Origin of the sequence: Frigoribacterium sp. CFBP 8759 (assembly GCF_014841655.1) — a bacterium.
In the GTDB taxonomy this organism is placed as follows: domain Bacteria; phylum Actinomycetota; class Actinomycetes; order Actinomycetales; family Microbacteriaceae; genus Frigoribacterium.
Genome location: NZ_JACYUH010000002.1, coordinates 517,735 through 529,956 on the forward strand (window position 1 = coordinate 517,735; position 12,222 = coordinate 529,956).

Below are 12,222 nucleotides of genomic sequence, written 5' to 3' on the forward strand. Positions count from 1 at the left end.
CAGACTGCCGCGCATGGGCCACCCATGCAGATCAAGAGCATTGAGGTCCACGGCCTCTGGTCCTACCGCGAGCCCGTCACCATCGACCTCACCGGGCTCCCCCTCGTTGTCGGTGTCGGCGACAACGGGGCCGGCAAGTCCATGCTCCTCATCGAGGCACCCCTCGTCGCCTTCTACGGCCGCTTCCCCTCGAAGACCGTCGCCGAGTCCATCACCACCGGCGCGACCAGCGGCAAGGTCACCGTCGTCTTCGGCATCGGCGACGCCACCTACCGCGTCTCCCGCACCTACCCGCGCAAGGGCAGCGGCACAGGCCAGGTCCACGTCGCCGACGACACGGCCAAGAGCGGCTGGCGCGCCATCAGCGACCCCGGCCACCGCGCCACCGACGCCGCCATCCTCAACCTCCTCGGCATGAACTACGAGACGGCCACGATGACGTGGGCCGCCGAGCAGGGCAAGTACGGCCGGTTCGCCAGCGCCCAGCCCATCGAGCGCTTCAAGCTCCTCGCCACCGTCTTCGACCTCGACAAGTACGGCCCCATGGCCGCCGCAGCCAAGCGACGCTTCGACGAGGCCACGGCCACCGTCACCCGCATCGACGGACGCATCGCCGAGCTGACGGAGACGCTCGACGGGCCGGTCAGCGACGAGGGGGACGAGCCGGAGGACCAGGACGGTCAGGACCTGCTCACCCGCCTGCGGAAGCTGTCGGATGACGACCTGCACTGGAAGGCTCAGTCCCGCGACAAGGAGATCGACCGGATCACCGTCAGCATCGCCGACCTCGCGTCCAGCGACCCCACCCGCAAGGCGCACGAGGCCCGTCAGGCCCGCGACCTCGTCCGCAACGACCGGCAGAGCAAGCATGCGGCCGCGGACGGCCAGCGCCAGCGCGCCGAGGTGGCCCTCCACGAGGCACGCACCCGGGGTGCGTCGGCTCGCGCGGCAGCCGACCAGCAGTTCCAAGCTGCCGTCGACGGCGGCCGCCAGTCCGCGATTGCTACGAAGAACCAGGCTGCGCAGATCCGCCGTTGTCGTAGCGGCTGTTGAAGGCCATGCCGTCGAACTTCGGCTCGATGCTGACGGTGCCGCCGGCCGCAGCGATGCGCTCGGCGAAAGCCTCGATTTCGGCGAGGTCGGTGACCTTGTCGAGGGAGATCATGGGGCCGTCGTAGGTGACGGTTCCGCCGGTGCTGGTGCCGGCAGCGACGTCACTGAAGAGGCCGTGCTCGATGACGCTGTCCGGGTTGGCCGCCTCGTACGCGGCGATGCCGGCCAGGAGCTCGTCGTAGGAGGTGTCCGACATCAGCTCGGTGTCGGTGTCGTAGTAGGCACGAGCGGCCGCCTTGGCGGAGCTGACGTCCGCGCGGTACTGGTGGTCGTCGAGGGCGGGGGTGGTCGTGGTCACGTGTCTGCTCCAAGGTCCGTGGGCGCTTCGCGTGGTCCATGCGCGGCAGCACCGCCGCGACCGCCGTGCTGCGCCACCTCGCCGTCACCGTACCGAAGGTCCTCCGCGACCGCCCTGGCCCTCGTCGCCTGCGAGTAGGACGCATCGAGGTACGTCCGGAAGTTGTGCGCCACAGCCGGGGGTGGCAGCTGTCCCCAGCCCCAGCGTGCAGGGTCGGCAGCGCTGGCGGAGTTGCGTGCAGCTATTCGCTGGCGCCTTGCCTCAGCATCTGCTTCCTTCTTGGCCTTTCGGGCGGCCTCAGCAGCGGCAAGTTTCGCCATGAGGGCCTCATGCTGGGCTGCCTCAGCAGCAGCGCGTGCCTCCTCCTCTGCAATCCACAGCTCCCAGGCGTGCTTTGTGCGTGGCCTGTCAAGCCGGTTGCGAAGGGCTGCATCGACCCAGTCGGCCATGAGGACGTAGCGGGTCGCAATTAGGTCGGTGGCGACCTTCTCATCGCCGCGCTCCAGGTGGTAGATCGGCACGTACCCAGCTTCGACCGCCACGTCGGCGTTCCGTGTCAGCCAGAGCGAGCGCGTGTTCGGCACAACGGTCCGAAGGTCCTGCCGGCGCCGATACTCCTCCGCGCCTTGGGACGAGACTTGCACCTCGAAGACGACCCGCTGCCCGGTGTTGGGGTTAACTGCGAGCACGTCCGGTATGTGGTCGGGGCGGTCCCTGCCGCTCTTGCCGGCCTCAGCCTCGGCATCCCAGCCGAGGCGCCGGGACTCGAAGACGAGCGTGTCTTTCAGCGCCAAGTGAGACTCGGACTCGCCAGCCCACCGGCAAGTGGCCTTCTCCTTCGCGAAGTGAGCGAAGTGGTAGCGGAGGCGTCCGCCCACCGACTTCGACCTGATGAACACGCGGTGCTCACAGAACGGATGGACAAGGGTTCTGGACTCCTCAGCCTTGGACCGGACCTGGTCGACGTTGTGCCGACTGATCTGGGCACGGTCGATGCGTTCGCCGTCCCAGTACGCGTGCAGGCTCATCTGCCCTCCCCAGGCGGGAGCCTAGGTCGGGCCACCGACACTCGGGCAGCCCCTCAGGAGGGGTCAGAACATGTCGGCGCCGACAACGATTGGCAGCACCGTGGCGCCGACAAGTGTGGCCGCGAGGGAGACAGTCATCCGGCGGCGGGTCTTCGTGGACAGCATCATCGTGGCCTCCTGGTGGTGCGTTGATGCCAGGAGGCATGTGGCGCGGTCGGGCGCTCACGGCATGCCGGTCGACCGAATCGTGACGCGAGCAGCTGAGCGAGCCGACAGTAGTGGCAGTCGCTGCCGGAGGCGGAATCGCTACTTGACGGTTTGGACGGGCTCGGTGGTCAGCTTCCGAGCTGACGACGGATGGGGGCCGGTGCCGGGGGTTGCCGAGGTGTGAAGACTCGCGCCAACTCCGCCGTCGTCTCCTCGGTGAGGAGGGCGGGATTCACCTCGAGCAGGCGCCGGATCCGGGCGACGAACTCGCCGGGCGTCATCTGCGTGGCGGCGCTTCCTTCCGGCAGGGCCGTGTCGTCGACGATGCGGGCGTTCGTGAGGATCCGCAGTTGCTCGTCGGCGAAGGAGCCAGCAGCAGCCATCGCGTGGAAGCGCTGCTCCCACTCCTGCCCGCTCATGCTGAGTTCGGGGTCCGTCACCGCCAGTTCGACGCCCTCGGTGGAGACCACGAACGTCGCAGGCCGCGGTGGTCGACCGTCGGCGCCGACGGCTTTCTTCGTCCGGCGAGGCGACGACATGCGCTTCCAGATGGCGCGGGCGGACGGAAGAGCTCGCTCGTGCCAGAACCGCGCGATGATGGGCAGGGAGGCGACGATGCCGGCGAGGATCAGCTCCGCCATCAAGGCGATCGCTTCGAGTTCTTCCTTCGTGAGTTCCGGCGACTGAGGTGCCTGCGAGTACCTGGGCGTGTCCTCGACGTACTCCCAATCGGCGTGGTCGACGAGGTTGCCGTCCGCGTCGAAGAGGTGCCCCTTGAAGGCGCCGTCGACGCGTCGTGAGGAGCCGAGGTGAAGTCCCTCAGGGACGATGGGGACGAAGGGCATGCCGCGACACTACTGGCCGCGAGCAGTCCTCAGGAAGTCGGGGACCGGGAGGCCTAGTAGACCGCGCCGAGCACGAGGCCGCCGACGAGGCCGGCCAGGCCGAGGACGGCGCCATTGACGGTGAGGCGCTTCCGGGTGCGGGGAGCCACGACCATCATGTGAGTCCCATGCGCGGCAGCCGCCGAAGTGGTCAGACGCCGAGTCGGTGCCGGACGCTGATCGAGTTGGCGTGGACGGTTGCCGGGCGGGGCACCTCGCCGAGGAGTCGGTGGAAGAGGCTGACGCCGCCCGATGACCGGAAGAGCTCTGTCCGGCGCTCGGCGGGTGACGCGTTAAGCGGTGTGGTCTCGTCGAGGTGTCCTCGAGCGTGACAACTGCACTTGCGCTTAGTTCGGAAGCAGCCGCTTCGGCACGACGCTCGACCACATCATGCCCGAGAGCCGGCTCACGCGAGTCGAGGCGGACACGTGGCTCAACTCCATCGCTGCCTGCCTCAGGTGCAGCGGCATCAAGGCCCACCGCACCTCGGAGGAGGCCGGCATACCGCTGCTCTTCCAGCCGCAGGTAGTCACCACGAGGGACACACTCCTCGTGGCCGTCACCGCCACCGGCGCCGGGGTCGTCGCCCTGGGCCTCGTCGCCTAGGAGCGGCCTTCGATCGCTCTAGGCTCACGTCATGGATTGGACACGCGCAGGGCTGACGGCGGCAGGCTTCCACGGCTTCGTGCCCTTCGCGGATCTGCCGGCCTCGCCCGTCCCACCTGGCGCCGGCACCTACGTCGTGGTCCGCCCTGACACGGGACCCCCTGTCTTCCTCGAGGTGAATTCCGGCCGTGCGGTGCCCGGCCGCCGGCACACCGAACCCCTCAAGACCCTCGAAGCAGCGTGGGTCACGGGCGCTGAGGTCGTCTACATCGGCAAGGCCGACCTCGGCTCGAAGGGCGACCGAGGCATCGCCAAGCGCCTCGATGAGTACCGGCTCCACGGTGCAGACCTCGGTGGCAGCCACAACGGTGGCCGCTACCTGTGGCAGCTCCACGACAGCGCCACCCTGCTCGTGGCCTGGCAGGAGAGCGCCGACGCCCGCGCCACGGAGACAGAGATGCTCGACGACTTCATCGACCAGTTCGGCAAGCTCCCTTTCGCCAACCTCACGAACGGCCGCAGATCCCGGCACAGCCGCAGCCGTCCGCCTCGCGTAGGAGAGGCGTGAACACGCGCCTGGTTATGGACAGCCCTTCGGCCGGGGGATATGGCGCGTGACTTATCGTGACTGGCCTGGGTGGGCCGTCTACATGTGCCATCGGTGGGCCGCTCCATGGGAACCCGTTCGCAGATCGCCGTGGTCCACTGATTTCGACGGACCCTGTCACCGGTTGGCCCCTGCGAGAACTCGTGACGCTTAACACGAACAGAATCACAGTCGACAACGCAAATGTGGCTTACTCGCTCACGACCGCGCCCTTACTTGGTCTTGCTGAGACCGAGGACATGCATGGCCCAGTCTTCGTGCACAGTCCGAGGTTTGTGTTGGTGTGGTGTTGGTGACGGGCTGCGCACTACTGCTTTCTCTTGCAGGCCGTTGCACTCCTCGCCCCAGAATACCGGCAGTTTTGCGCAACTGGCGGCAAGAACGTAGGCCTCGCTACACGTTTACACCGTGGATGTCATCGGTTCGAGCCCGGTAGGGCCCACCTCACGAACGGTGGTCGGACGACCGCGGTTCTCCTCGGTCGCACGGCCCGTCGGGGCACGGACGCCGTGTCGGGTCGCCTGCGGGCGTCATCGTCGGCGCGTGGCTGGCGACGGTCCGACAGCAGCACCCGGAGGAGAAAGCAAGCCCCTTGTCGCCGCGCAGTCGGTGACGTAGGACTGCCTCGTGGCGATTCCCGTCGAGGAGGGTGACCAGGTGAGCGATCAGCAGGACGACGACGCCGGATCGACGCGGGGGATGCGCGCCGTCTTCTGGCTGTGGATGGGCGTGATCGTCGCGGGACTCGTCGTGATGATCGCCGTCCCGTTGACGGCTCGGTGACGAGGATGCGTCGAGCCATCCGAGACCAGGGGCTCAGCACGGCCTTCCTCGTGATCTTCGTCGCCGCCCTCGTGGGCCAGTCGTTCGCCGGGCTCGCCGCCACCAACGAGGAACTCGCGGTGCACGGTCTTCCGCCCCTCGCTTACTGGGACTTCGTGTCGTCGTCGAGCTTCCTGGTGGACGTGGCCGAGAACTGGCAGTCCGAGTTCTTGCAGTTCTTCTTGTTCATCGCCGCGACGATCTGGCTGGTGCAACGCGGGTCGCCCGAGTCGAAGCGACCGGGGGACGAGGGCGTCGGCAGCGACGAGGCACAATCGGTCGGAGACCACGCGCGGCCGGGGTCGCCCGCGTGGGCGCGCCGGGGCGGATGGGCATCCTTCGTGTACTCGAACTCGCTCCTGTTGGTGATGGGCGCCCTCTTCGTGTCGTCCTGGCTCGCACAGTCCCTCGGCGGGACCGTGGTCGCGAACGAGGAGAACGCGGAACACGGCGCACCACCCGAGACCTGGCTCCAGTACGTCACGTCTCCGGATTTCTGGAACAGGACCCTGCAGAACTGGCAGTCGGAGTTCCTGGCGGTCGGAGCGATGATCGTGTTCTCGATCTTCCTCCGCCAGCGTGGCTCGAGTGAGTCCAAGCCCGTCGGGGCACCGCACACCACGAGCGCGGAGGAGTCCGCCTGAGCACGAGGTCGTCGTTCCGTCCTGCGGGCAGTGGATGCCGCCGGCAGGACGATGCCCTCGGGGCGGCCGTCCGCGGCCGCCCCGACCGGGACCGGGGTCAGCGGCGAGCGGCGCCGCGGCGACCCGAGACGGCGACCCAGACGACCAGCACGACGATCGCGCCGATGATCGAGCCGATGATGCCGGCGGGCTGGAAGAACCCGTCCGTGGGGTCGTGCTGGAACAGCAGGAAGCCGAGGAACCCTCCGACGAACGAACCGATGATGCCCAGCAGGATCGTCATGGCGATCGAGAGGCTCTGGCGACCCGGGACGACCGCGCGGGCGATGAACCCTGCGATGAGACCGACGACGAGCAAGCTGATGATGAGACCGATCATGGTGTTCTCCTTCCGGGAGAGATGGGCGACCGGCACCGTCGGTGCCGTGGTGTCGCAGGACCCAGCAGACCACCCCTGGAGGTGTGGCGGCACACCCCTCGGGGTGGGATGGTGTCCTCATGCCCCTCGCTCCGACCCGGTCGATCACCGTCGCACTCGTCGACGACTACGACGTCGTGCTCGCCGGTCTCGCCCACATGTTCGACCGCTACCGCGACCGGGTCGTCGTCGCCGAGATCGACGCCACGACGTCCCTGTCCGACCGGGTCGACGTCGTTCTCTACGACTCGTTCGCCCAGCCGGAGTCCGACCATCACGAGCTCGCCGAGCTGGTCGCCAACCCGGCGGCCGGCAAGGTCGTCGTCTACACCTGGAACTTCCACCCCGAGCTCGTCGAGTCGGCTCTGGCGCAGGGCGTGCACGGGTACCTGTCGAAGACCCTCGGTGCCCGCGAGCTGGTCGAGGCGCTCGAGGCGGTCCACCGGGGCGAGCGCGTCGTCAGCGAGGTGCGGGGGCGGGCGCCGAGTGCACCGGGCCTCGACTGGCCCGGCCGCCGCGAGGGCATCACCGACCGCGAGTCCGAGATCCTGGCCCTCATCACCCAGGGGAAGAGCAACGCCGAGGTCGCGGCACTGACCTACCTCAGTCCGAACACGGTCAAGTCGTACATCCGATCGGTCTATCGGCGCATCGGCGCGACGAGTCGGACGCAGGCGGTGCTGTGGGGCGTCCAGAACGGCTTCCGGCCGGACCACCACCGGATCGACCACTGGCTCGGCGGCCCCTAGGAGGCGCTGCTGCGCCGTCGACGGACGCGCGCGTCAGTGCGCCAGGGGTTCGCCGTCCCACGAGACGGCGACCCAGCCGGCCTCGGTCGAGCCCTCGAGGACGACCGACCCCGTGTTGCGGAGTCCGTGGGTGCGACTGAACGCGGCGTCGAGGTTGCGGGCGGTGTCGGACGCCCAGACGCAGATCGCGGCTTCGTGCGAGACGAGCACCGCGGTCGAGTCGGCCGGTGTCGACGCCACGACCCGATCGACCGCTCCGCGGAACCGGGCCGTGAACTCGGTGCCGCTCTCGCCACCGGGGATGCGCGCCTCCGGGTCGGTCCACCACTGCTGCATGGTGCCGGCGTACCGGGGCAGGGCCTGGGCGTAGGGCAGACCCTCCAGGTCGCCGGCGTCGATCTCGTGGGCACCCTCGACCTCGAGGTGGGGGAGGCCGAGACCCTCGGCGACGATCGCGGCGGTCTCACCGGCCCGGCGCAGGCGCGACGAGTGCACGGCGACGATCGCTTCGCCCGCCAGGGCCCCAGCGAGGTCGGCGGCCTGTTCGCGACCGAGCGGAGACAGCGGCGGGCCCGGGGGGCGCGAGCCGATGGTGCGGGCGACGTTGTCGGAGGTCTCGCCGTGGCGGATCAGGAGGAGGCGCATCGTGGCTTTCGGTCGGGGCGGAGCGTCCATCGTGCCACGGCGCCCGCGGGCTCCTAGCGCGCGGTGCGATCCGCCAGCACGGCCCGGGCCGCCATCCCGATCACCGCGCTGTAGGTGGGGTAGGCGAAGCGCACCTCCGCCAGCGTGGCGACGTCGACGCCGCCGGCCATGGCGGTGGTGACCGCCTGGACCACCTCGACGGCGTTCTCACCGACGGCATGGGCACCGAGCACGAGCTCGCGACGGCGGTCGGCGATCAGCTTGAGGAACCCCGTCTCGCGGTCGTCGATCACGGCCCGGTCCACGGTCGAGTACGGGATCGTGACGACCACGCACGACTCGTCCGCCTCGCGGGCCTCGTCCTCGGTGAGGCCGACGCCGGCGTAGTCCGGGTCGGTGAACCCACCGGCGGGCAGGAGGTGGTGCGGCGTGCGGCGGTTGGCGCCGAGGACGGCGTTCTCGGCGGCGGCCTCCCCCTCGAACTGGGCGGCCTGGACCAGCATGTCGCGGCCGTTGGCGTCGCCCACGGCAAAGACGTGCGGGACGACGGTCCGGAAGTACCGGTCGACGGGGACGGACGAGCGCTCCACCTCGATCCCGGCGTTCTCCAGGCCGAGGTCCGCGACGTCCGCCGGCCACCCCGTGGCCATGACGACCACGTCGAAGTCGGCCCGGACGCTCGCGTCGTCCTGCCGCCAGGTCAGGGTGATCGAGCCGTCGTCGGCTCGGGCGAGGCTCTCGACGCCGTCGATCCCGGTGCGCACGTCGATGCCCTGCTCGGTGAACGCGACGGAGACCGCCTCCGAGATCGACGCGTCCGACGTCGTCAGCACCCGCGGGGCGACGTCGAGGAGCGTCACGTCGCTGCCGAACGCGTCGAACACCGTCACGAGTTGTGCGCCCGTGTTGCCCGCGCCGATCACGGCCACCCGGTGGGGGAGGGACGGCAGGTCGAGGACGTGCTCGGGCACCGTCGCCAGCTCGCTGCCCGGGATCGGCAGTCGGCGCGAGTGACCGCCGACGCAGATCAGGATCGACGCCGCCGAGATCGTCCGCCCGCTGTCGAGGGCGAGGGTCGAGTCGTCGACGAACCGGGCCCTGCCCTCGTGGACCAGCTCGACGCCCGCGGCCTCGAACCGCTCGGCCTCCCGCTTGATCGACCGCACCGCGTCGACGCGCTCCCGGACGCGGGCGACGGTCGTCGCCCAGTCGATCGTCGGGGGAGCGACGTCGACGCCGTAGACGTCCGCGTGCCGGGTCTCGCGGATCAGCCGGGCCGTCTTGGCCAGCACCCTGGTGGGCACGCATCCGGTGTTCACGCAGGTGCCTCCCTCGCGCCCCGCCTCGAGGACGACGACGCGGGCCCCGAGTTCGGCTGCGCGCAGGGCCGCCGCGGTGCCCGCCGGACCGGCGCCGATGACGGCGACGTCGTAGTCCTTCTCCGAGATGCCCATGTGCTGCCTGCCCCTTCGTCGCGTCGGTCGTCAGGACGAACTCAACCAGGTGGCCATGGGCGGACGCCCGTGCAGGCGAGTCGAGGCGGAGGAGCAGACCGGTCCGTCCGACTCGCTAGCATCACCACGTGACCATCGACCTGAAGACGACCCGGCCCGACGGCACGCCCCGCACGGTGCCGCTCACGGACGACGACGTCGCTCGGGGGCGGGTGCTCGTCCGGTGGATGCGCGTGGCCCTCGTCGTCGGCATCGTCGTCTCGCTCGGCCTGGTCGTCTTCGTCTGGACCCAGGTCCCGGTGTGGACGACCACGCCGTATCGGCGACACGGCGTCGAACACTCCTTGCCGACCTTCGCGCTGTTGCTCTTCCCCGGCCTCGGCCTCGGGATGCTCGCGTCGACCCTGCGGAAGTCGAGTGCCTACGTACCGCCCCGCGAGAGGACGTTCCTGCTGGTCGCGATGCCGATCTTCGTCGTCTTCATCGTGGGTGCGACGGCCTACCTCGCGTCCACGTACCTGGCAGCGGGGGCGTCGTCCTGATCGGTCGACCGATCGCTCACCGGCCCGCGACGATCTCGTCAGCGTTGTCGAGGATCCAGTCCATGAGCGGCACGAGGCGGGCGGCCAGGTCGGTGCCACGCTCGGTCAGCGAGTAGTCGACCCGCGGCGGGATCGTCGGCTGGGCGGCGCGATGGACGATGCCGTCGGCCTCGAGGGTCTTCAGGGTCGAGGCGAGCATCTTCTCGCTGACGCCCTCGATCTCGCGTCGCAACTCGCCCCACCGCATCGGCCCGCGTTCGAGCGCCAGCAGGATCAGCACTCCCCACCGACTCGTCACGTGGGTCAGCACCACGCGGCTCGGGCACTCCGCCGGGAAACGACCCGAGGGTGCAGGGCGGGCAGGGTTCACTAATCCGACGTCCACGTCAGTAGCTTACAAAAAGGTGCGTACCTGCAGATGGGAAGTCCCGGTGGATCGTCGTCGTTGTCCCGGGCACGCAACCGAAAGGAACACCATGTCCACGATCGTCACCGCCGCCTCCGGCCAGCTCGGCCGCCTCGTCGTCGAGGCCCTCCTCGCCCGCGGCGCCGCCCCCGACAGCGTCGTCGCCACGTCGCGCGACGTCTCGAAGCTGGCCGACCTCGCCGAGCGCGGCGTCCGCACCGCCGAGCTCGACTACACGCGGCCCGACACCGTCGCGGCCGTCATCGAGGCCGGCGACGTCGTCGTCCTCATCTCGAGCGACGCGGTCGGTCAGCGCGTGGCACAGCACGGCACTGTCGTCGACGCCGCCGCGGCCGCCGGTGCCGCGCGCATCGTGTACACGAGCGTCCTCGCGGCCTCGACCTCGCCCCTGGTCCTCGCGCCCGAGCACAAGGCGACCGAGGAGCACCTCGCCGCCTCCGGGGTGCCCACGACGCTGCTGCGCAACGGCTGGTACACCGAGAACTACGTCGGCGAGATCGCCACCGCCCGCGAGTCGGGCGTCGTCTCGGCGAGCGTGGGCGACGGTCGCGTCGCCAGCGCCAGCCGACGCGACTACGCCGAGGCCGCCGCCGCCGCGGCCCTCGACGAGTCGACCGCCGGTCGCACCTTCGAGCTGTCCGGCGACCAGGCCTGGTCCTTCGACGAGTTCGCCGAGGCGCTCACCGTCGTCACGGGTCGCCCGGTCCGGTACGAGTCGCTCACGCCCGAGCAGCACGCCGAACGCCTGCGGGGCCTCGGCCTGGACGAGGGCACGGTCGGCTTCGTCGTCGCGCTCGACGGGAACATCCGCGACGGGCTGCTCGCCGACACGAGCGGCGACCTCTCCGGTCTCATCGGCCGCCCGACGACCCCGCTCGTCGAGGCCCTCACCGCTGCCACCGCGTAGTCCCGCCGAGACGCGGGGGCAGCAGCCCGCAGGAGGCGCGGTTCCGGTCGTCCGGGCACCGCGCCTCCTCGTCGGCCCCTCCCCGGCGCCGAGCGGCCGGCGTCCGGCGTCGACGGCGGGTCCCGGTGTCTAGGCTCGACGCATGGCCACCCTCGTCCTCGTCCGACACGGACGCACCACCGCCAACGCGAGCGGCGTGCTCGCCGGACGGACGGCCGGCGTCCGGCTCGACGACGTCGGACGCGAGCAGGCGCGGCGGACCGCCGACCGGCTCGCCGTCGTGCCGCTCGTCGGCGTCGTGTCGAGTCCTCTCGAACGCTGCCGTCAGACGTCCCGGGCGATCCTCGACCGTCAGACCGGGACGCCGGCGACGCCCGTCGAGCGGGGCATCACCGAATGCGACTACGGCGACTGGCAGGGTCGGCCGCTCAAGGACCTGGCGGGCGAGGCCCTCTGGTCCGTCGTGCAGAACCAGCCGTCCGCCGCGGTCTTCCCGGGCGGTGAGTCGCTGCAGACCATGCAGTCCAGGGCGGTCGCCGCGGTCCGCCGGCACGACGCCGCGTTCGAGGCCGAACACGGTCCGGGCGCCGTGTGGGTCGCCGTCAGCCACGGTGACATCATCAAGTCGATCCTCGCCGACGCCTACGGCATGCACCTCGACCTGTTCCAGCGCATCAGCGTCGGCCCGGCCTCGGTGTCGATCGTCCGCTACGGGCCGAACCGCCCCGACGTCGTCGCGACGAACACGGACTCGGGCGACCTCTCGTGGCTGCGGCAGGCGGCTCCCGTCGGCGACGCCGCCGTCGGGGGAGGCGCGGGTCCGGCGGGCGGCGACGCCGCCGGCGACGAGCCTCCCGCGACCTGAGCGTCG

General features: G+C 70.2%; 16 protein-coding genes. 9 read left to right on the top strand and 7 right to left on the bottom strand.

Annotated features, from left to right (window positions below):
- Positions 1 to 24: 24 nt before the first annotated feature.
- The gene (locus IFT79_RS07715; RefSeq protein ID WP_192123533.1) at positions 25 to 1,053 is read left to right on the top strand and encodes an AAA family ATPase; all 1,029 of its coding nucleotides are present in this window, start codon (positions 25 to 27) and stop codon (positions 1,051 to 1,053) included.
- Here the strand turns inward: IFT79_RS07715 and IFT79_RS07720 are convergent.
- The 3 genes from IFT79_RS07720 to IFT79_RS07730 all read right to left on the bottom strand — a co-directional run bounded on the left by IFT79_RS07720 (position 1,004) and on the right by IFT79_RS07730 (position 3,491).
- Positions 1,004 to 1,411, bottom strand: coding sequence for a hypothetical protein (locus tag IFT79_RS07720; RefSeq protein ID WP_192123536.1), 408 nt, complete (start codon positions 1,409 to 1,411; stop codon positions 1,004 to 1,006). The genes IFT79_RS07715 and IFT79_RS07720 overlap by 50 nt on opposite strands.
- Entirely contained in the window at positions 1,408 to 2,439 is a 1,032-nt protein-coding gene (locus IFT79_RS07725) for a hypothetical protein (RefSeq protein WP_192123538.1), read from the bottom strand. The genes IFT79_RS07720 and IFT79_RS07725 overlap by 4 nt, the downstream gene beginning before the upstream one ends.
- Positions 2,440 to 2,774: 335 nt before the next feature.
- Positions 2,775 to 3,491 (bottom strand): hypothetical protein, encoded by a 717-nt coding sequence (locus IFT79_RS07730; protein ID WP_192123540.1) that lies wholly within the window; start codon positions 3,489 to 3,491, stop codon positions 2,775 to 2,777.
- A gap of 429 nt (positions 3,492 to 3,920) precedes the next feature.
- Here IFT79_RS07730 and IFT79_RS07735 point away from each other — a divergent pair, with 429 nt between their 5' ends.
- The 4 genes from IFT79_RS07735 (at position 3,921) to IFT79_RS07745 (ending at position 6,209) form a co-directional block, all read left to right on the top strand.
- Positions 3,921 to 4,136: a hypothetical protein gene (locus IFT79_RS07735; RefSeq protein ID WP_192123542.1), complete on the top strand. Its 216-nt coding sequence runs from the start codon at positions 3,921 to 3,923 to the stop codon at positions 4,134 to 4,136.
- Between the two features lie 31 nt (positions 4,137 to 4,167).
- Positions 4,168 to 4,704, top strand: a complete 537-nt coding sequence (locus IFT79_RS07740) for a hypothetical protein (RefSeq protein ID WP_192123544.1) — start codon at positions 4,168 to 4,170, stop codon at positions 4,702 to 4,704.
- 696 nt (positions 4,705 to 5,400) lie between these two features.
- Positions 5,401 to 5,526, top strand: a complete 126-nt coding sequence (locus tag IFT79_RS16675) for a hypothetical protein (protein WP_274604854.1) — start codon at positions 5,401 to 5,403, stop codon at positions 5,524 to 5,526.
- Between the two features lie 5 nt (positions 5,527 to 5,531).
- The gene (locus tag IFT79_RS07745) at positions 5,532 to 6,209 is read left to right on the top strand and encodes a DUF6766 family protein (RefSeq protein WP_192123546.1); all 678 of its coding nucleotides are present in this window, start codon (positions 5,532 to 5,534) and stop codon (positions 6,207 to 6,209) included.
- 97 nt (positions 6,210 to 6,306) lie between these two features.
- On the opposite strand, the gene IFT79_RS07750 is transcribed toward IFT79_RS07745, so the two are convergent.
- Positions 6,307 to 6,588: a GlsB/YeaQ/YmgE family stress response membrane protein gene (locus tag IFT79_RS07750; protein WP_123570784.1), complete on the bottom strand. Its 282-nt coding sequence runs from the start codon at positions 6,586 to 6,588 to the stop codon at positions 6,307 to 6,309.
- 119 nt (positions 6,589 to 6,707) lie between these two features.
- Between IFT79_RS07750 and IFT79_RS07755 the strand changes: the two genes are divergently transcribed.
- Positions 6,708 to 7,376, top strand: coding sequence for a response regulator transcription factor (locus IFT79_RS07755; RefSeq protein ID WP_043592622.1), 669 nt, complete (start codon positions 6,708 to 6,710; stop codon positions 7,374 to 7,376).
- A 33-nt stretch (positions 7,377 to 7,409) separates the two neighbouring features.
- Here IFT79_RS07755 and IFT79_RS07760 read toward each other — a convergent pair whose 3' ends face one another.
- Both IFT79_RS07760 and IFT79_RS07765 read right to left on the bottom strand, forming a co-directional pair.
- A complete protein-coding gene (locus IFT79_RS07760; protein WP_192123548.1) occupies positions 7,410 to 8,021 on the bottom strand; it encodes a histidine phosphatase family protein in 612 nt (203 codons plus the stop codon).
- A 53-nt stretch (positions 8,022 to 8,074) separates the two neighbouring features.
- Positions 8,075 to 9,475, bottom strand: a complete 1,401-nt coding sequence (locus IFT79_RS07765) for a dihydrolipoyl dehydrogenase family protein (RefSeq protein ID WP_192123550.1) — start codon at positions 9,473 to 9,475, stop codon at positions 8,075 to 8,077.
- Between the two features lie 128 nt (positions 9,476 to 9,603).
- On the opposite strand from IFT79_RS07765, the gene IFT79_RS07770 reads away from it, so the two are divergent.
- Positions 9,604 to 10,017: a hypothetical protein gene (locus tag IFT79_RS07770; protein ID WP_192123552.1), complete on the top strand. Its 414-nt coding sequence runs from the start codon at positions 9,604 to 9,606 to the stop codon at positions 10,015 to 10,017.
- 16 nt (positions 10,018 to 10,033) lie between these two features.
- On the opposite strand, the gene IFT79_RS07775 is transcribed toward IFT79_RS07770, so the two are convergent.
- Positions 10,034 to 10,402, bottom strand: coding sequence for a winged helix-turn-helix transcriptional regulator (locus tag IFT79_RS07775; protein ID WP_192123554.1), 369 nt, complete (start codon positions 10,400 to 10,402; stop codon positions 10,034 to 10,036).
- Between the two features lie 91 nt (positions 10,403 to 10,493).
- Between IFT79_RS07775 and IFT79_RS07780 the strand changes: the two genes are divergently transcribed.
- Together IFT79_RS07780 and IFT79_RS07785 are read left to right on the top strand one after the other, a co-directional pair.
- Entirely contained in the window at positions 10,494 to 11,351 is an 858-nt protein-coding gene (locus IFT79_RS07780) for an SDR family oxidoreductase (protein ID WP_192123557.1), read from the top strand.
- Positions 11,352 to 11,493: 142 nt separating this feature from the next.
- Positions 11,494 to 12,216 (top strand): histidine phosphatase family protein, encoded by a 723-nt coding sequence (locus tag IFT79_RS07785; RefSeq protein WP_192123559.1) that lies wholly within the window; start codon positions 11,494 to 11,496, stop codon positions 12,214 to 12,216.
- Positions 12,217 to 12,222 lie beyond the last annotated feature (6 nt).